The organism is Sphingomonas fuzhouensis (genome assembly GCF_034659795.1).
GTDB classification, from domain to species: domain Bacteria; phylum Pseudomonadota; class Alphaproteobacteria; order Sphingomonadales; family Sphingomonadaceae; genus Sphingomonas; species Sphingomonas fuzhouensis.
In genome coordinates, this window is record NZ_JAXSQY010000001.1 from 949,085 (window position 1) to 965,572 (window position 16,488).

At 64.9% G+C, this 16,488-nt stretch carries 17 protein-coding genes and 1 tRNA gene; 10 read left to right on the forward strand and 8 right to left on the reverse strand.

Annotated features, from left to right (window positions below):
* Positions 1-68 precede the first annotated feature (68 nt).
* The 3 genes from U1H82_RS04405 (at position 69) to der (ending at position 3,512) form a co-directional block, all read left to right on the forward strand.
* On the forward strand, positions 69-737 hold the full coding sequence (locus U1H82_RS04405; protein ID WP_322963686.1) for a tetratricopeptide repeat protein: 669 nt from the start codon (positions 69-71) through the stop codon (positions 735-737).
* The gene (locus U1H82_RS04410; protein ID WP_322963687.1) at positions 734-2,056 is read left to right on the forward strand and encodes an outer membrane protein assembly factor BamB family protein; all 1,323 of its coding nucleotides are present in this window, start codon (positions 734-736) and stop codon (positions 2,054-2,056) included. The genes U1H82_RS04405 and U1H82_RS04410 overlap by 4 nt, the downstream gene beginning before the upstream one ends.
* A gap of 85 nt (positions 2,057-2,141) precedes the next feature.
* Complete coding sequence (gene der, locus U1H82_RS04415) at positions 2,142-3,512, forward strand: ribosome biogenesis GTPase Der (protein ID WP_322963688.1); 1,371 nt, start codon at positions 2,142-2,144, stop codon at positions 3,510-3,512.
* Positions 3,513-3,666: 154 nt separating this feature from the next.
* On the opposite strand, the gene bfr is transcribed toward der, so the two are convergent.
* Entirely contained in the window at positions 3,667-4,188 is a 522-nt protein-coding gene (gene bfr / locus U1H82_RS04420; protein ID WP_322963689.1) for a bacterioferritin, read from the reverse strand.
* Between the two features lie 148 nt (positions 4,189-4,336).
* Here bfr and U1H82_RS04425 point away from each other — a divergent pair, with 148 nt between their 5' ends.
* Positions 4,337-4,957 (forward strand): methyl-accepting chemotaxis protein, encoded by a 621-nt coding sequence (locus U1H82_RS04425; RefSeq protein ID WP_322963690.1) that lies wholly within the window; start codon positions 4,337-4,339, stop codon positions 4,955-4,957.
* A 33-nt stretch (positions 4,958-4,990) separates the two neighbouring features.
* Here U1H82_RS04425 and U1H82_RS04430 read toward each other — a convergent pair.
* From U1H82_RS04430 to U1H82_RS04440, 3 genes are all read right to left on the reverse strand, one after another.
* Positions 4,991-5,066: transfer RNA gene (locus U1H82_RS04430), tRNA-Ile, on the reverse strand.
* A gap of 146 nt (positions 5,067-5,212) precedes the next feature.
* Positions 5,213-5,479, reverse strand: a complete 267-nt coding sequence (locus U1H82_RS04435) for a hypothetical protein (protein WP_322963691.1) — start codon at positions 5,477-5,479, stop codon at positions 5,213-5,215.
* A 192-nt stretch (positions 5,480-5,671) separates the two neighbouring features.
* On the reverse strand, positions 5,672-7,069 hold the full coding sequence (locus U1H82_RS04440; protein WP_322963692.1) for a M20/M25/M40 family metallo-hydrolase: 1,398 nt from the start codon (positions 7,067-7,069) through the stop codon (positions 5,672-5,674).
* A 105-nt stretch (positions 7,070-7,174) separates the two neighbouring features.
* Between U1H82_RS04440 and ettA the strand changes: the two genes are divergently transcribed.
* Both ettA and U1H82_RS04450 read left to right on the forward strand, forming a co-directional pair.
* Positions 7,175-8,854: an energy-dependent translational throttle protein EttA gene (gene ettA / locus U1H82_RS04445; protein WP_322963693.1), complete on the forward strand. Its 1,680-nt coding sequence runs from the start codon at positions 7,175-7,177 to the stop codon at positions 8,852-8,854.
* Positions 8,855-9,032: 178 nt separating this feature from the next.
* Positions 9,033-10,217 carry a sensor histidine kinase gene (locus tag U1H82_RS04450; RefSeq protein ID WP_322963694.1) on the forward strand — a complete coding sequence of 395 codons (1,185 nt, stop codon included), beginning with the start codon at positions 9,033-9,035 and terminating at the stop codon, positions 10,215-10,217.
* 40 nt (positions 10,218-10,257) lie between these two features.
* On the opposite strand, the gene U1H82_RS04455 is transcribed toward U1H82_RS04450, so the two are convergent.
* Genes U1H82_RS04455 through U1H82_RS04470 form a run of 4 tightly spaced genes read right to left on the reverse strand, consistent with a single transcriptional unit; the run spans position 10,258 to position 13,903 of the window.
* Entirely contained in the window at positions 10,258-11,049 is a 792-nt protein-coding gene (locus U1H82_RS04455; protein WP_322963695.1) for an NYN domain-containing protein, read from the reverse strand.
* A 51-nt stretch (positions 11,050-11,100) separates the two neighbouring features.
* Positions 11,101-11,325 (reverse strand): hypothetical protein, encoded by a 225-nt coding sequence (locus U1H82_RS04460; RefSeq protein WP_322963696.1) that lies wholly within the window; start codon positions 11,323-11,325, stop codon positions 11,101-11,103.
* A gap of 55 nt (positions 11,326-11,380) precedes the next feature.
* Positions 11,381-11,863, reverse strand: coding sequence for a transcription elongation factor GreB (gene greB / locus U1H82_RS04465; RefSeq protein ID WP_183950790.1), 483 nt, complete (start codon positions 11,861-11,863; stop codon positions 11,381-11,383).
* 30 nt (positions 11,864-11,893) lie between these two features.
* On the reverse strand, positions 11,894-13,903 hold the full coding sequence (locus U1H82_RS04470) for a lytic transglycosylase domain-containing protein (protein ID WP_322963697.1): 2,010 nt from the start codon (positions 13,901-13,903) through the stop codon (positions 11,894-11,896).
* A gap of 80 nt (positions 13,904-13,983) precedes the next feature.
* Between U1H82_RS04470 and dapA the strand changes: the two genes are divergently transcribed.
* From dapA to U1H82_RS04490, 4 genes are all read left to right on the forward strand, one after another.
* Positions 13,984-14,883: a 4-hydroxy-tetrahydrodipicolinate synthase gene (dapA, locus tag U1H82_RS04475; RefSeq protein ID WP_322963698.1), complete on the forward strand. Its 900-nt coding sequence runs from the start codon at positions 13,984-13,986 to the stop codon at positions 14,881-14,883.
* A 73-nt stretch (positions 14,884-14,956) separates the two neighbouring features.
* Positions 14,957-15,283: a hypothetical protein gene (locus U1H82_RS04480; protein ID WP_322963699.1), complete on the forward strand. Its 327-nt coding sequence runs from the start codon at positions 14,957-14,959 to the stop codon at positions 15,281-15,283.
* A 79-nt stretch (positions 15,284-15,362) separates the two neighbouring features.
* The gene (gene smpB / locus U1H82_RS04485) at positions 15,363-15,842 is read left to right on the forward strand and encodes an SsrA-binding protein SmpB (protein WP_007403364.1); all 480 of its coding nucleotides are present in this window, start codon (positions 15,363-15,365) and stop codon (positions 15,840-15,842) included.
* A 20-nt stretch (positions 15,843-15,862) separates the two neighbouring features.
* A complete protein-coding gene (locus U1H82_RS04490; protein WP_322963795.1) occupies positions 15,863-16,417 on the forward strand; it encodes a DUF2062 domain-containing protein in 555 nt (184 codons plus the stop codon).
* Positions 16,418-16,488 lie beyond the last annotated feature (71 nt).

A 16,488-nucleotide genomic window follows, 5' to 3' on the forward strand; every position in this document is an offset into this window, starting at 1 on the left:
CTTTGTTGCCTTGATCCAGAATAGCGGAGCCCGTCTTGGCCCTAACGCCCCAATCCAGCCAGGCCTTCATGAGCGAGGTCGACGACGAACTGCGTCGCGAAAGGCTGACATCCTTCTGGACCCGGTGGGGCCTTGTCGTCGGTGCCGCGATCGTGATCGCGCTGGCGGCGTTCGGCGGCTATCTCTATTGGCAGCATCGCCAGCATCAGGCGGCGGGCGTCGATGGCGAACAGCTCCAGGCGGCCTATGACGCACTGGGTCAGAACGACACCAAGACCGCCAGCGAAAAGCTGAAGGCGCTGTCGAACACCAATATCGACGCCTATCGTGCGCTCGCCGGGTTCACCCAGGCCGACATCCTGTTGCAGCGCGATGATATGAAGGGCGCGGCGGCCCGTTTCGCGGCCCTCGCGAACGACACGTCGCTGGCGCAGCCGTTCCGCGATCTGGCGCTCGTGCGCCAGACCATGGCCGAATATGACACGCTGAAGCCCGAGGCGGTCGTCGCCCGGCTGGGCAGCATGGCAGTGCCGGGCAATGCCTATTTCGGCAGCGCGGGCGAGATGGTCGCGGTGGCCTATCTGCGCATGAACAAGCGCGATCAGGCGGGCCGGTTGTTCGGCCAGATTGCCAGCGACAAGGATGTGCCCGATACGTTGCGGCAACGTGCGGTTCAGATGGCCGGCGTATTGGGGGTCGACGCGGTCGGCCAGAGTGAGGACACCAAGACCCAATGACGAAGCATTTCCGCACCTCGGCGGCGCTCGCCGCGCTGATGGCGCTGGGCGCCTGCGGGGTATTCAAGAGCGCCCCCAAGAAGACGCCGACCGTCGGCAACCGCGTGCCGATCCTGGTGTCGGAGACAGGCGTGGAGGCGGACAAGACGATCGCCGACGTTCAGGTCCTGCTGCCCGCACCGGAAACCAACCCCGATTGGTCGCAGCCGGGCGGCAATGCCGCCAAGTCGATGGGTCAGCTCGCGCTTGGCGAACAGCCGCAGCGCCTGTGGGAGACGACGATCAACGGCGGTTCCGCCCGCGATCCGCTCGGCGCGCCGCCGGTCGTGGCCGAGGGCAAGCTGTTCGTCGTGGATGTCGAGGGCAACCTTGTCGCCATGAACGCCGACACGGGCGCGCGCCTGTGGTCGACCGCCGTCACCGAGGGGAACGAGAACCGCCTGGCCCGTTTCGGCGGCGGGGCCAGCTATGACAGCGGCACCGTGTTCGCCACCGACGGCTTGGGCGACGTGATCGCCGCCAGCGCGGCCGACGGCAAGGTGCTGTGGCGCGCCAAGCCCAGCGGGCCGCTGCGTGGATCGCCGACCATCGCCAATGGCAATGTCTATGTCCTGACCCAGGACAATCAGCTTTACGCGATCAACCAGGCGGACGGTAAGATCGTCTGGGCAGGGCAGGGCACGCTGGAGACGCAGGGCGTGCTGGGCGTCGCGGCGCCCGCCGCCAGCCAGGGCACGGTCGTCGCCGGTTTCTCCAGCGGCGAGCTGAACGCCTATCGGTACGAGAACGGGCGTATGCTGTGGCAGGATGCGCTGTCGCGGACCAGCATCTCGACCTCGGTGTCGACGCTGTCGGACATCGACGCTGCGCCGGTGATCGATCAGGGGCGCGTCTATGCGCTGGGCCAGGGTGGGCGCATGGTCGCCCTGGAATTGTCGACCGGTCAGCGTCTGTGGGAACAGAATTTCGCCGGTATCTCCACGCCGTGGATCGCGGGCGAGTGGATTTTCCTCGTTACCGACGACGCCCGTCTGGTCGCGCTCGCCCGGTCGAGCGGCAAGGCGCGCTGGATCGCACAGCTTCCGCGTTTCCATAACGAGAAGAAAAAGACCGGCGCGATCATTTGGTACGGGCCGGTTCTGGCGGGTAATCGCCTGATCCTGACCAACTCCGAAGGCCAGATCGTCTACGCCAATCCGGGTGACGGCGCAGTTCAGGCGACGGTCAACACCAAGACCCCGTTCGCACTGCCGCCGATCGTTGCCAATGCGACGCTCTATGTCCTGGATCAAAAGGGGCGGGTTACCGCCTATCGGTGATGCATGGCCGCCCCCTTGGTTGATCCCAAGGGGGCGGTATGTTTTGTACCGTGACGAAAGGCTCGCCTTTCGCTAACGGAACGCGATGGCAAAACTCCCTATCGTCGCGATCGTCGGCCGTCCCAATGTCGGCAAGTCGACGCTGTTCAATCGTCTGGTCGGAAAGAAGCTGGCGCTGGTCGATGATCGGCCCGGCGTGACGCGCGACCGGCGTGAAGGCGACGCGCATCTCCTCGGCCTTGATTTCCGCGTCATCGACACGGCGGGCTATGAGGACGAAGACCCCGATACGCTGCCCGGCCGGATGCGTCGCCAGACCGAGGCGGCTATCCGCGAAGCCGACGTAGCGCTGTTCCTGGTCGATGCCCGCGCCGGGGTCATGCCGCTGGATGAGGAAATCGCCCGCTGGCTGCGCAGTTCCGACACGCCGATCGTCCTGGCCGCGAACAAGGCCGAAGGCCGCGCGGCCGAACAGGGCATATTGGAAGCGCTGGCGCTCGGCTTCGGCGATCCGGTTCAGCTTTCGGCCGAACATGGCGAAGGCGTGGGCGATCTGTTCGAGGCGCTGCTGCCCTTCATCGATGTCGAGATCGAGGAAGAGGAGGAGGTCGACCTCGAAAATCCCTTCGCACCGCTGAAGCTGGCGATCGTCGGCCGCCCCAATGCGGGCAAGTCGACGCTCATCAATCGCTTCCTGGGGCAGGATCGCCTGATCACCGGACCCGAGGCGGGGATCACCCGCGATTCGATCGCGATCGATTGGGAATGGCGCGACCGGGACGGTGAAGTGCGGCAGGTCCGCCTGATCGATACGGCGGGCATGCGCAAAAAGGCGAAGGTGCAGGACAAGCTGGAAAAGCTGTCCGTTGCCGACGCGCTGCGCGCCGTCGATTTCGCCGAGGTCGTGGTGCTGCTGCTCGACGCGACGCTGGGGCTGGAGTCCCAGGATCTGCGCATCGCCGACCGCGTGTTGGAAGAGGGGCGCGCGCTGCTGATCGCGCTCAACAAATGGGACGTGGCGGAAAATCCGTCCTCGCTGTTCAACGGTGTCCGCAAGGCGCTGGAAGACGGGCTCAGCCAGGTGAAGGGCGTGCCGCTGCTGGCCGTGTCGGCCGCGACCGGCAAGGGGCTGGACACGCTGATCGAGGCGGCGTTCGAAACGCGCGCCGCTTGGTCGAAGCGTGTGCCGACCGGCGAACTCAACCGCTGGTTCGAGCGTGCGGTCGACGCCAATCCGCCGCCCGCGCCCGGCGGCAAGCGCATCAAGCTGCGCTATGTCACCCAGGTAAAGTCGCGTCCGCCGAGCTTCGTGATCTTCGGCACGCGGGTCGATCAGCTACCCGCCAGCTATGAGCGCTATCTGGTCAATTCGATGCGGCGGGAACTGGGCTTCGGCGCGGTGCCGGTGCGCCTGACGCTGCGTGCGCCGAAGAATCCGTTCGGGAACAAGGACTGATCCTGCGTCTGCGGTGATGCGGACCGTCGTCCCAGCGAAAGCTGGGATTGTCGGCAGGGGCGCCGCTTACGAGCGAAACCGGTGTCCCGGCCCCCAGCCGTTTTAACAAGCTGGCAAATGGGGCCATGGTCGCCGACCACGGCCCCTTATGCGATCAGCCGCCGAGATGCGGTGCCGCGCCCGACTTGGGCGTGTCGTTTTCCGCCATGGCGTTGAGCTGAATATAGTTCTGGATGCCCATGCGCGCGATCATCTCGAACTGACGCTCCAGCGTGTCGACATGCTCTTCCTCGCTGGCGAGGATGCGCTGGAACAGGTCACGGCTGACATAGTCGCGAACCTCTTCGCAATAGGCGATGGCGCCCTTCAGCTGCGCAACGGCTTCGACCTCGATTTCCAGGTCGCCCTTCAGAACTTCTTCGACCGTCTCGCCGATGCGCAGGCGGCCGAGCAGCTGGAAATTGGGCAGGCCGTCCAGATACAGGATGCGCTCGGCCAGCCAGTCGGCGTGGCGCATCTCGTCGATCGATTCGTGATACTCGAACTGCGCCAGCTTGTAGACGCCCCAATGGTCGAGCAAGCGATAATGCAGGAAATACTGATTGATCGCGGTCAGCTCGTTCTTGAGTGCCTCGTTCAGATATTCGATGACCTTGGGATCGCCCTTAACCGACATATGCCGTCCTTCGTGAATGTTTCGGACGCCCTCATAGAGGAGCAGGCGCAACTTGGACAAGCCGTTTTCATCTGTAAAATTAAATGCGGTCTTTTCTCAATAGCGAAAGCTGTTATCGATAACATACGTTATAAGAGGAAATTGGGCGGTGTCGGTGAATGCGGCGGAGCAATTGGCGCTCGTCATGCAATATGTTCGTCACGGGATCGTGATCTACGATGGCGACGAGCGTATCGGCCTGATCAATTCCTATGTCAGTCGCATGTTTGGCACTGCGGAAGATACTATAACGCAAGGCTCTACGCTGGCCGCTTATCTGGACTGTATCGGCGATGCCGTCGGATGGTCGCGGGAGCGAAAGGCGGGCATTCTGGAAAATCACCGCCTATGGGCGCGCGAAGGCGTACGCCGCCAGTTCGACCATCATTTCGACGACGGCAAGGTCCTTGAGATCACCTATCATCCGCAGCCCGATGGTGGTGCCGTCCTGACCTTTTTCGACGTGACGGATCAGCGCAATTTGCAACGCATTAGCGAACGTCGCGAGGATCTGACCCGGCAGGCCGAAGCGGTGCTCGAACGGGTGGGGCGAATTTCGGCGAATACCCGGATGGTCGCGCTGAATGCCAGCATCGAGGCTGCGAGATTGGGTGCCGAGGGGCGTGGTTTTGCCGTGGTCGCGGCGGAGGTTCGTGACCTGTCGCTTGAAACCTCGGACGCGCTGGTGGAGATCAGCCGGATCAACGAGGCGTCGCTCGATCTGACCTGACGTCAGAGCGTATCCTGATAATGTCGCGGAATTTGGTGGGCCCGGCAGGACTCGAACCCGCAACCTAGCCGTTATGAGCGGCCAGCTCTAACCATTGAGCTACAGGCCCCACCGACGATGTCCGTAGCGTGACGCCGGAGGCATCCGCAACGAAAAGATTAGGGTTTCTATCAAAGAAAAAGGGCGCTTCCGAATGGGAAGCGCCCTTTTCCGACATAGCAGTCGGCGCTTCGGACCCGAAGGTCCGAGGCGGCATTACTGCATGTTGTCCGCCTTGGCGTCGGCAGCGTCACGGACGTTGTCGGCAGCGGCGTTCATGTTGTCGGCAGCGTTCTCGAGGGTCGCGGCGGTAGCAGCGTTCGAGGTGTTGTCGGCAACGGCTTCCATGTTGTCAGCCTGCATTTCCATGTTGTCTGCCAGCATGTCCGCGTTGTTCTCAACGGCAGCAGCTTCAGGCGACTTGTTGCAGGCAGCGACGGACATCAGGCCGGCGGCAGCGAGAACGAAAGCGATCTTCTTCATTCGAATGCTCCCAAGCAAAGCAAAAATCGCGGCCGGCCCGAATGCCGTCGCGAAGCGGCTCAAATAACGTGCGGTTCATCGCGGTCAATCCGCAAAATTCATCGGATCGCAAGGTTCGCGACGAACCGATGGCACGGATCAGGCTTTTTCAAGGCGTTGGCGTTACCAAAAGGTTACCGATGGACCGACAGATTACCGTGGGGTGACCGGCCCGATCGCTTCCGGCGCATTGGCGACGACCGCCAGCATCGCGGTCCAGGCGGCGACATTCTGGCGCAGGCCCGCTGGATCGACGCGGTCCAGTACGTCGTCGGGCGTGTGATGGGTATCGAAATAATCCCATCCCGACTGGTTCAGATCGATCGCGCCGGTGCCCAGCTTCAGGGTCGGGCCGATATCGGTGCCGTCCCCGCCCAGCCCGCTGCCCCGCACGATGCCTAGCGGGGCGAGCGCGGTCTGAAGCCGATCGGTGACCGGCTTGGCGGAAGGGGGCAGGTTGACCTCGAACCGCCACACCCGGTCCGCGCCGAAATCGCTTTCCGAGGCGGTGGCATGGCGTTCGTTCGCATGGGCCTTGGCATAGGCCGCACCGCCCATGCCGCCGACTTCCTCCGCCCCGAACCAGACGACGCGGATGGTACGGCGCGGCTGGCCCGCATCCATGATTCGCTTGGCCGCCGCTGCGGTGATGGCGATGCCGCTGGCGTCGTCGATCGCACCCGTTCCCAGATCCCAGCTGTCGAGATGCCCACCGACCAGGACGATTCCCGCCGAGGGATCGCTGCCGGGCACTTCGGCGATGACATTGCCCGATTCGCGCATGCCGATCATGCGGGGCGTCAGGACGAGCTTCATCCGGACCGGCCTTCCGCGCGCGGCGATTCGCTCCAGCTGCTCGGCATCCGGCACCGATAGCGCCGCTGCCGGGATGGGCTTCACGCCATCGGGGAAGTTGGTCGTGCCGGTATGGGGGAAGCGGTGATGGTCGGTGCCGATCGAGCGGATGACGATCGCCACCGCGCCGCGCTCCGCCGCCAGGGCTGGGCCGGTAAAGCGTGCGGTGCCATAGGCGCCGTATCCCGACCCGTCCTGCGTCCGGGGCATGGCATTGCCGATATAGACGATCCGCCCCTTGATCGCGCTAACGGGCGCAGCCTTGAAAGCGGCCATGCTGGGAAAGACCGCGACCTCGGCGGTGAGCCCGGTGGCGGGCGTCGCGCCGGAATTGCCGAGCGCGGCCAGGGTCAGTTTCTGCGGGAATGGGGCCAGGATTTCGGCGCTTTCGGCACCGCGCTCCCACACCGGCATTTGATAGGGTTCGATCCGCACATTGCTGAAGCCGAGCGCGGTCAGCTTGGCGACCGCCCAAGCCCGCGCGCGCGCCTCCGCCTCGGTGCCTGCCAGCCGCTGGCCGACTTCGGTGGTCAGCCCCTCGACAATGTCCCAGGCGACATTGTCGGTCAGCGCCGCGTCGCGCAGCTGCGCGACCTCCGGGGCGATGGTCGCGGGCGGGGGCGGCGGGGTCCGCTGTGCCAGGATGGGAGAGGACAGGGCGGAGGCGGTCAAGGCCGCGAGAACAAGGCGCTTCATGGCCGCGACTGTCGCCCAGCCGGTCCCGTTTGCCAACCGCCCGCGCACCCACTACATGGACCGTCAATATCCCACAGTCGAAAAAGCACGGAGCCCCGCGCCGCCATGGCCGTCCAATATACCTATGTGATGAAGGGTCTGACCAAGACCTTCCCCGGCGCCAACAAGCCTGTCCTGAACAACATCCACCTTCAGTTCCTGCCGAGCGCGAAGATCGCGATCATCGGCCCGAACGGCGCGGGCAAGTCCACGCTGATGAAGGTGATGGCGGGCATGGACACCGACTTCACCGGTGAAGCCTGGGCCGCCGAGGGCGTTCGCGTCGGCTATCTGGCGCAGGAGCCGCAGCTCGATCCGTCGAAGGACGTGATGGGCAACGTCAAGGACGGGGTGCGTCCGATCGCCGATCTGGTCGATCGCTTCAACGCCATCTCGGCCGAGATGGGCGACCCGAAGGACGACACCGATTTCGACGCCCTGATGGAAGAGATGGGCGAGCTTCAGGCCAAGATCGACGCGGTCGACGGCTGGTCGCTCGACAGCCAGCTGGAACAGGCGATGGAAGCGTTGCGCTGCCCGCCGGGCGATGCCGACGTGACCCGTCTGTCGGGCGGTGAGAAGCGCCGCGTGGCGCTCTGCAAGCTGCTGCTCGAAAAGCCCGACATCCTGCTGCTTGACGAGCCGACCAACCACCTGGACGCCGAAAGCGTGTCGTGGTTGGAAAACTACCTGAAGGAATATACCGGCAACGTCATCCTCGTCACCCACGACCGTTACTTCCTGGATAACGTCGTCAACTGGGTGCTCGAGCTTGATCGCGGCCGTTACTACACCTACGAATCCAACTATTCCGGCTATCTGGAAAAGAAGGCCAAGCGCCTGGAGCAGGAAGAGCGCGACGAGGCGGGCAAGCAGAAGGCGATCGCCGACGAGCTGGCCTGGATGCGTCAGACCCCCAAGGCTCGCCAGACCAAGTCGAAGGCGCGTATCCGCGCGTTCGAGGAACTGATGGAGAAGCAGGAAAACCGCGTCGCGGGCAAGGCGCAGATCCTGATCCAGATCCCCGAGCGTCTGGGCGGCAAGGTGATCGAGGCCAAGGGCCTGACCAAGTCGTACGGCGACAAGCTGTTGTTCGAAAATCTCGACTTCATGCTGCCGCCGGGCGGCATCGTCGGCGTGATCGGGCCGAACGGCGCGGGCAAGTCGACGCTGTTCAAGCTGATCACCGGCCAGGAACAGCCCGATGCGGGCACGATCGAGATCGGATCGACCGTCAAGCTCGGCTATGTCGACCAGAGCCGCGACGACCTCGATCCCAACAAGAATGTCTGGCAGGAAATCTCGGACGAGCTGGAGGTGTTCCGCTTCGGCAAGCAGGAGCTGGGCACGCGCGCCTATGTCGGTGCGTTCAACTTCCGCGGGCCGGACCAGCAGAAGAAGGTCGGCCAGCTGTCGGGCGGTGAGCGCAACCGCGTCCATATGGCCAAGATGCTGAAGGAGGGCGGCAACGTCCTGCTGCTCGACGAACCGACCAACGACCTCGACGTGGAAACGCTGCGCGCGCTGGAAGAGGCGCTGGAGACGTTCGCGGGCTGCGCCGTGGTCATCAGCCACGATCGCTTCTTCCTCGACCGCCTGTGCACCCACATCCTGGCATTCGAGGGCGACAGCCATGTCGAATGGTTCGAGGGCAATTACGAATCGTACGAAGAGGACAAGCGTCGCCGGATGGGCGATGCCGCCGACCGTCCGACCCGACTGGCGTACAAGAAGCTGACCCGCTGATCCGTCACGCGCGTTGTTGAAGGTCGACGCCCTTCCCGACCGATCGGGGAGGGCGTCGTGCCATTTGCGGTCGGTGGAGCCGTTCGGCTTCGGAACGGACCGGCATCGGGTTTAAAACGGTGAAGTTAATCCCTATTCTGGTCGCATCCTAAACGGGATCAAAGGGGTTCGACGGCGAATGGCGGTGGTGGAGCAGGCGCAGGGCGAAGATCAGGAAATAGCCAGCGCAGGGCAGCTGCATTACCGGCTCCGCCAGCAATCGGTCCTCGCGGCCTTCGGGATCGAGGCGCTGCGGGCGCGCGACCTGGACCCGATGCTGCAACGTGCGACCGAGCTGTGCGCCGAGGGCATGCGTTCGCGCTTCTGCAAATTCCTGGAATATCGCGCCGACCGGGACACGCTGTTGGTGCGGACCGGCGTTGGCTGGGGCCCCGGCGTGGTTGGGTCGACCGAGATGCGGACGGATATGGGCTCGCCCGCCGGTTTCGCGCTCCAGACGGGGCAGGGGGTCATTTCCAACCATCTCGATCAGGAAGAGCGGTTTCGCACGCCGCAATTCATGGCCGACCACAAAATCCGCCGCGCAATCAACGTGTTGGTCGAGGCGTCGGGCCAGCGTTACGGCGTGCTCGAAGTCGACAGCCCCGATGAGGGGCGGTTTGAGGAGGCCGACCTCGCCTTCATGCAGGGGTTCGCCAATCTGATCGGCGTTGCGATCGAACGACAGGAGGCCGAGCGCCGCCTGGCCGAGGCGGTCGAGCATCAGCAATTGCTGACCCGCGAGGCCAGCCACCGCGTCAAGAACAGCCTTGCCCTCGTCTCCGCCATGCTCAATCTTCAGAAGCAGGAGGATGACGATCCCCGTGTCCTGCGGATGCTGAACGACGCGCAGGCGCGAATCACCGCCATCGCGCAGACGCATGACCGGCTCTGGCGCAGCGAACGGGTGGGCATGGTCTCGCTCGACGATCTGGTCTGCGGGATCGCCGATCAACTGGCGCAGCAGGCCCAGGATCACGCGGTGCATTGCGATATCGAGGCGATCGAGATGAACGCCGACATCGCGATCCCGATCGGCCTGATGCTGACCGAGCTTCTGACCAACGCGATCAAATATGCTTATGGCGAAGAAGGCGGCGTGATCGACGTGTCGCTGCACGTCCGCGACGCACAGATCATCCTGTCGGTGCGGGACAAGGGCAAGGGGCTGCCCGCCGGTTTCGACATGAAGACGGCGTCGCGCCACAGCCTGGGCATGCGGATGATCAGCAGCCTGGCGCGGCAGTTGCGCGGCGAGGTGCGGTTCGAGGAGGCTCGGCCGGGAACCTGCGCAACGCTGACCATGCCCGATCCGAGAGAGTAAGCCCGTTCCTCCCCTTACAGGGGGGAGGAATTCAGACCACTTACCGGACCCGCTTGACGAAGGTACGCCCGTCCTCGCGCCGCTCGGTCTGGAAGTTGGGGACCGCCTCGATCAGGTCGGATAGCCGCTTGAACCCATAATTGCGGGTATCGAAGCTGGAGCGATTGCCCGCCAGTTGGCCCATCGCCGACAGGCTGGCAAAGCCGCGCTCGTCGCGCTTGACCGAGTTATAGGCGTCGACCAGCAACTTGAGCAGTTCGTCGTCGATCGGCTGGGGCGTACCCGCCGTCCTCTTACCCAGTTCGATCGGTGGCGGCAGCGAGTCGGCCAGTGGCACGTCGGCGGCGGTGGGTTTGGCGATGGTGGGCTTTGCTGTCCCGTTGGCGGCCGGGCCGCCGATCAGCGCGCCGACATCGATGAAGCGGCTGCATGCCTGTTTGAACGCCTCGGGCGTGCGGCTATTGCCAAAGCCATAGACGGGAAAGCCATCCTGCCGGATGCGGGTGGCGAGCGGCATGAAGTCGCTGTCGGACGACATGATGCCGAACCCGTCGATCCGTCCCCGGAACAGCAGGTCCATCGCATCGATGGTCATCTTCATGTCGGTGGCATTCTTGCCCTTGGTCAGGTCGAACTGCTGCTGCGGCTCGATGCCGTGCTTGACCATCACGTCGCGCCAGCCCTTCAGGCCGGGCTTGGACCAGTTGCCATAGGCGCGGCGGACATTGACCGTGCCCAGCTCGGCCAGCACCGTCAGGACGGGGTCGATCGCGGCGGACTGGGCATTGTCGGCGTCGATGAGCAGCGCGATATTGGGGGTAAGGGCGTTCATGTCCCTCGGTCTAGCAAAGCCGCGCTGCCCCGACCATCGGTGAAAAAGGGTTCAGCGACGCCCGCCGTTGCGGACCTGACCATTGGCCATTTCGACGCCCTTGGTCACGCGCGCATGGCTTTCGGGATCGTCGGTCGCGCGGGTCAGCTCGTCGCGGGTGCCGACATCGGTGGCGATGCCGCCGGTCCGGCCGACCGCCGAGGGGGCTGGCTCCGCGGCGTCGATAATCGCGCTGTCGTCATGATCGCGCGCGCTGGTGGTACGGGGATGTTCCATGGTCGTTCTCCTGTAACGCTGTTCCTGTCAGCGCAGGAGAGGTGTGATCCGTTCCTCACTCCGTCGGGTAAGTGATGGCAATCACCTCATATTCCCGTTCACCTGCGGGGAGCGTGACGCGGCGCAGGTCGCCGACCGACGCTCCGCGCAGCGCCCGGACCAACGGCGCGTTCCAGCCGACCCGGCCCTTTCCCGCATCGGCTTCGTCATCGCCGACCAGCGTCAGGATGCGTTCGTTATCATCCTCGTCGGCGATGGTGACGGTCGCGCCGAACCACACCTTGCTCCGGTCTTCCTGCCGGGCGGGGTCGATGACCTTGGCGGCTTTCATCCGCTTGGACAGCCAGCCCAGCCGCCGGTCGATCTCGCGTAAGCGCTTGCGACCATAAATATAGTCGCCATTCTCCGACCGGTCGCCATTGCCCGCCGCCCAGGCGATGGTGTCGACCAGCTTGGGCCGCTCGACCGCGAACAGCGCCTCATATTCCTGACGAAGCGCGGCATAGCCCGCCGGGGTGATATAGTTGGGACGATCCATCGCCCCCCTCTATCCCTTGCGCGCCGGCGATCAACCCGGCCGCGACGACTTGCCCAGATACCAGCTGAGCGGGGCCGGTCCCCGGCTGGTGGCGCGGGCGGGGTTCATCAGGTCATAGACGACCGCATTCTCCAGCACCCGCTGCACATAGTTGCGGGTTTCCATATAGGGGATGGATTCGATCCAATCGACGATGTCGACCGAGCCGGTGCGCGGATCGCCATATTGGCGCAGCCACTTGTTCACGTTGCCGCCGCCCGCATTATACGCGGCGATCGCGAGCGGATAGCTGCCGAAATTGTTGCGGATACGCTCGAAATAGCTGGCGCCCAGGCGGATCGACAGATTGGGGTCGGTGGTCAGCTGATCGGGGGAATAAGCCAGCCCGATCTTGCCCGATTGCTCGGCGGCGGTGGCGGGCATCAACTGCATCAGGCCGCGCGCGCCCGCGTGGCTGACGGCGGCGCGGTCGAACTGGCTTTCCTGCCGCGCGATGGCGTGGATGATCGTCCAGCTTTGTTCATAGCCGGTCGGGACCGAAATGGTCGGGAAACCGGCCGCCGAATAATCGGTCAGCCCGTTCTGCATCGCGCTGCGTCCCACCATCACCGCCAGGTCGGGGCGGTTGATGCTGCGCGACAGGTCGGCGGCGAGCAGATGGTCGTTCTCGGTTTCCGCATCGGCCGCGATCTGGCGGATGAAGGCGGTCTGGTCCTGCCACTGGCCGATCTGGCCCAGGAACTTGGCGGCGCGCACCGTCTCGCGCGCGTCGAAGGCGGCGCGGGCGGCGGGCGATACGTTGGTCGCGGCGATCGCGGGCGGCGCCACCAATGGGCGGCCGGTCCGCTCGAGGGCGAGCTGGCCGTAGAACTGGTCGCGATATTGCGCGGCGCGGTTGTAGAAGCCTGCCGCCTCGGCCGAGCGTCCGGCGGCTTCGGCGGCACGACCCGCCCAGTAAAAGCCCTTGGCACGGGTCTGCGGCGACTGACTGCCCCGGCCATAGCGATCGAACAGCGTCATCGCATCAGCGGGCCGCGCCAGCTTCATCGCGCTCTGCCCGGCCAGCCAGACCAGACTCGTATAATCGTCACGCTCGCCATAAGGCTTGGTCGAGACATCGGTGCCCGCCGGATAGGCGTCGTCCACCTGCCGCGCGATATCATAGGCCGTCTGAAGCTGACCGTCGTTCGCCGCCGCGCGCGCGTTGATCAGCAGCGCCTCGTAGAATTTTTCGACATTGCCCGGCCGGGTGGTCAACTGGCGCGACCGGGCGAGCCAGGACCGCGCGGTAAAGCTGTCGCCGGTGTTACGCAGCCAAAGTGCACGGTCGGCGACATAGCCCGCGTCATTGGCGTAGAGTTCGGCGGTCGCGGCGGACAGGCCGGGCGCATCCGCCGATTTGGTGCGGAAGGCCAGGCGGGCGGCGAAGATCGGCCGCCGGGCGGTGCTGGTATAGTTGAGCTGGCGCGCCGCCGCGCTGGTCTGACCCGACCAGAGCAGCGCATCCATGCGCGCGTCATGATCCTCGGACGTCAGCGTGGAGCCGAAGGTCGACATCACCAATGCTTCGTCGGTCGGCGACAGGACGCCGCGTCGCCACGCCGTCCGTGCCGCCTGGGCCGCTTCGCCCGGTGCGCCGGTCGCCAGCAGGGCGCGGGCATAGGCGACCCCGCCCGCCGCCGACTGTGGCGGGAAACGGCGGAAATAGGCGACGATGCTCGACGGGGCGGCGGTGAAGTTCGCGGCCTGTTTTTCCGCAGCGCGGCGATTGCTCGCTTCGCCGGGCCAGCCCGGATGCGCCATCAGGAACCCGGCATAGCTGTCGAAGGGCAGCGAATCGGTCTGCTGCAGAGCCCGCCACTGGGCCAGCGCCGCCGCGATCGCGCCATCGGCGGGCGCGGGCATGCCCTGCGCGGCCTGGTTGGGGCTCATATTCGCCATCTGCGTGCGATACCGGTCGAGCTGATCCTGCCCGCCCGATGCGATTACGGAACCCGCCAGTGTCGCGAGGATCGCCCCCGCCTTCGTCAATGCCATCATGGTGGACAGGATAGGGACTCTACCCGTACATGTCCTGAACAAATTGTCCCACTCGGCGCAGCAGGAGCGCATTTCCTCTCATGTTTTCAGGGTCCATTCCGGCGCTCGTGACGCCGTTCGACGATCAGGGCGATCATGTCGGCGGCGCGTTCGACGAGGCGAAGTTCCGCGATTTCGTCGAGTGGCAGATCAGCGAAGGCTCGACCGCGCTGGTCGCCTGCGGCACGACCGGCGAAGCGGCCACCATGCCCAAGGACGAGCATTTCCACGTCGTGCGCGTCTGCGTCGACCAGGCGCGTGGGCGTGTGCCGGTGATCGCGGGCGCAGGGTCCAACGACACGATCGTCGCCATCGAGAATCTGAAGGCCGCGCAGGAGGCGGGCGCCGATGCCGCGCTGATGGTCCCGCCTTATTACAACCGCCCGAGCCAGGAGGGCATTGCCCGCCACTTCGCCGAGCTGGCGAAGAACGCACCGCTGCCCATCGTGCTCTACAATGTGCCCGGCCGTACCGTCACCGACATCCAGCCCGCAACGCTGATCCGCATCGTCCAGGCGGCACCCGAGGTGTTCGTCGGCGTGAAGGATGCGAGTGGCGTTCTGGCCCGCGTGTCGCATCATCGCGGGGCGCTGGGGGCCGGTTTCTGTCAGCTTTCGGGCAATGACGATCTGGCGCTTGCCTTTAACGCGATGGGCGGTGTGGGGTGCATCTCGGTCACCGCCAATGTCGCGCCGCGTCTGTGCGCCGAGTTCCAGGCGGCGTGCGCGGCCGGAGAGATGGCGCGCGCGCTCGAACTGCACGACCGGCTGTTCCCGCTCCACGAAGCCATGTTCACCGACGCCTCGCCGGGGCCGGTAAAATATGCGCTCAGCCGCATCATGCCGCATTTTCCGAAGGGGGTGCGCCTGCCCATGACCTGGCCGTCCGAGGCTTCGCGCGCGCAGGTCGATGCGGCGCTGGCCCATGCCGGATTGATCTGAACCCGGCCTTCCTCCGGCCGCAATCCCAGACGAACATCGGCGACGACGATGGGGAGTGCAGGGAGGGCGGCCGATGTGGGCATTGGTGATGATCGCCTTGCAGACGGATGCGGTGGCCGGGCCTGTCCTCCCTTCGCCCCGTAAACTAGCGACTACGCGGCGCTGCCCGCCGGATGATGGCGGTGGTGACGTGGTTGTGTGCGGTCGTTCCTCCGACGCGTACCGGATCGGCGCCATTCCCGATTATTCCAGGCCGATGACGTTGCCGAAGGCCCGCACCACGATTGCCGGCGTCGGCGCGCTGTCGGCAGAAGCCGAGCAGGTGGATGTCGGCGGTACGCCCAGCAAGCGGGCGATGATCCGGCTGACGATCCCGCTGGGGGATCGCCGCAAGCCGTGAACGTTCCACTTCAGAAACGGCATGCAGCCGTCATCTGCGGCTTTTCACGGGGACTCATAGCCCCTACATCCACCCGTCCATGCGCCCGAAACCCCAAACCTTCGACAAGAAGAAGATCGTCGCCGAGAACCGGCGCGCCCGCTTCGATTATGCCATCGAGACCACCTATGAGGCCGGTATCGCCCTGACCGGGACCGAGGTGAAATCGCTTCGCTTCGGTGAAGGGTCGATCGCCGAATCCTATGCCGAGGTGCGCGGTGAGGAGGTGTGGCTGGTCAATTCCAACGTGCCGGAATTCAGTCACGGGAACCGATTTAATCACGAGGCGAAGCGCCCGCGTAAATTGCTCCTTCATGAGCGCGAAATAAACAAGCTCCACGGTGCGGTGGCGCGCGAGGGCATGACCCTGGTGCCACTGATGATCTATTTCAACTCGCGCGGTCGCGCGAAGGTGGAGCTGGCGTTGGCGAAGGGTAAGAAAGCGCACGACAAGCGCGATTCGATCAAGGAGCGCGATTGGAAGCGTGAGCAGGGCCGTATCCTGCGCGATCGCGGCTGATGGCCTCCGCCGTGCCCACCATGTGGGGCCGCACGCTGGCATGGGTTCGGCGCAATATGCCGACCCGCGATTCGATGGAGCACAACCGGCTGCTTCGCCCCGTCGCGCACCGGGTACTGGCGCCGGAACTATGGCGCTTTACTCGGCGATCGGTGCCGCGCGGGGTCGCATTGGGCGTGGTGGCGGGGTTCCTGTTCCCCGTGGCGCAGATCGCCATCGCGGCGGTTTTTGCCCTGCCATTTCGCGCCAACGTGCCGGTCGCGGCGCTGACCACCTTCATCACCAATCCGCTGACCACCCCGATCATCTGGGTCATCGCCTATCGCATCGGCACCTTCCTGCTGCGCAGTCAGACGCCGATCGATACCCAGCCGGTGGCCGAGGCCGCGACCGGATGGCTGCAATGGGCGTTGAGCGCTTTCCATTGGTTGTGGGAGCAGGGCCCGGCCTTCGGCCTGGGTCTGTGCGTCCTGACCGGAGCGTGCGCGGTGCTGGGTTATGCCGGCTCGGCCTTGGGCTGGCGGTTATGGATTGCGCGGAAATGGCGTAACCGGCGGAGAAGCCACGCGATTTGACACTTTCGCTCGGTTCGGCGCTGCTTTCTATCGGTTTGACTGGGCGTATCGGCTCGCTACAACAGCCGCAT

What these genes read in the sequence shown, in the direction of transcription:
- U1H82_RS04435 (WP_322963691.1), bottom strand. Translation starts at nt 5,479, where the DNA reads ATGAAGAAGATCGCTTTCGTTCTCGCTGCCGCCGGCCTGATGTCCGTC.
- der (WP_322963688.1), top strand. Translation starts at nt 2,142, where the DNA reads ATGGCAAAACTCCCTATCGTCGCGATCGTCGGCCGTCCCAATGTCGGC.
- U1H82_RS04470 (WP_322963697.1), bottom strand. Translation starts at nt 13,903, where the DNA reads ATGATGGCATTGACGAAGGCGGGGGCGATCCTCGCGACACTGGCGGGT.
- U1H82_RS04440 (WP_322963692.1), bottom strand. Translation starts at nt 7,069, where the DNA reads ATGAAGCGCCTTGTTCTCGCGGCCTTGACCGCCTCCGCCCTGTCCTCT.
- U1H82_RS04460 (WP_322963696.1), bottom strand. Translation starts at nt 11,325, where the DNA reads ATGGAACATCCCCGTACCACCAGCGCGCGCGATCATGACGACAGCGCG.
- U1H82_RS04455 (WP_322963695.1), bottom strand. Translation starts at nt 11,049, where the DNA reads ATGAACGCCCTTACCCCCAATATCGCGCTGCTCATCGACGCCGACAAT.
- U1H82_RS04405 (WP_322963686.1), top strand. Translation starts at nt 69, where the DNA reads ATGAGCGAGGTCGACGACGAACTGCGTCGCGAAAGGCTGACATCCTTC.
- U1H82_RS04480 (WP_322963699.1), top strand. Translation starts at nt 14,957, where the DNA reads ATGTGGGCATTGGTGATGATCGCCTTGCAGACGGATGCGGTGGCCGGG.
- greB (WP_183950790.1), bottom strand. Translation starts at nt 11,863, where the DNA reads ATGGATCGTCCCAACTATATCACCCCGGCGGGCTATGCCGCGCTTCGT.
- dapA (WP_322963698.1), top strand. Translation starts at nt 13,984, where the DNA reads ATGTTTTCAGGGTCCATTCCGGCGCTCGTGACGCCGTTCGACGATCAG.
- bfr (WP_322963689.1), bottom strand. Translation starts at nt 4,188, where the DNA reads ATGTCGGTTAAGGGCGATCCCAAGGTCATCGAATATCTGAACGAGGCA.
- smpB (WP_007403364.1), top strand. Translation starts at nt 15,363, where the DNA reads ATGCGCCCGAAACCCCAAACCTTCGACAAGAAGAAGATCGTCGCCGAG.
- U1H82_RS04450 (WP_322963694.1), top strand. Translation starts at nt 9,033, where the DNA reads ATGGCGGTGGTGGAGCAGGCGCAGGGCGAAGATCAGGAAATAGCCAGC.
- ettA (WP_322963693.1), top strand. Translation starts at nt 7,175, where the DNA reads ATGGCCGTCCAATATACCTATGTGATGAAGGGTCTGACCAAGACCTTC.
- U1H82_RS04490 (WP_322963795.1), top strand. Translation starts at nt 15,863, where the DNA reads ATGTGGGGCCGCACGCTGGCATGGGTTCGGCGCAATATGCCGACCCGC.
- U1H82_RS04410 (WP_322963687.1), top strand. Translation starts at nt 734, where the DNA reads ATGACGAAGCATTTCCGCACCTCGGCGGCGCTCGCCGCGCTGATGGCG.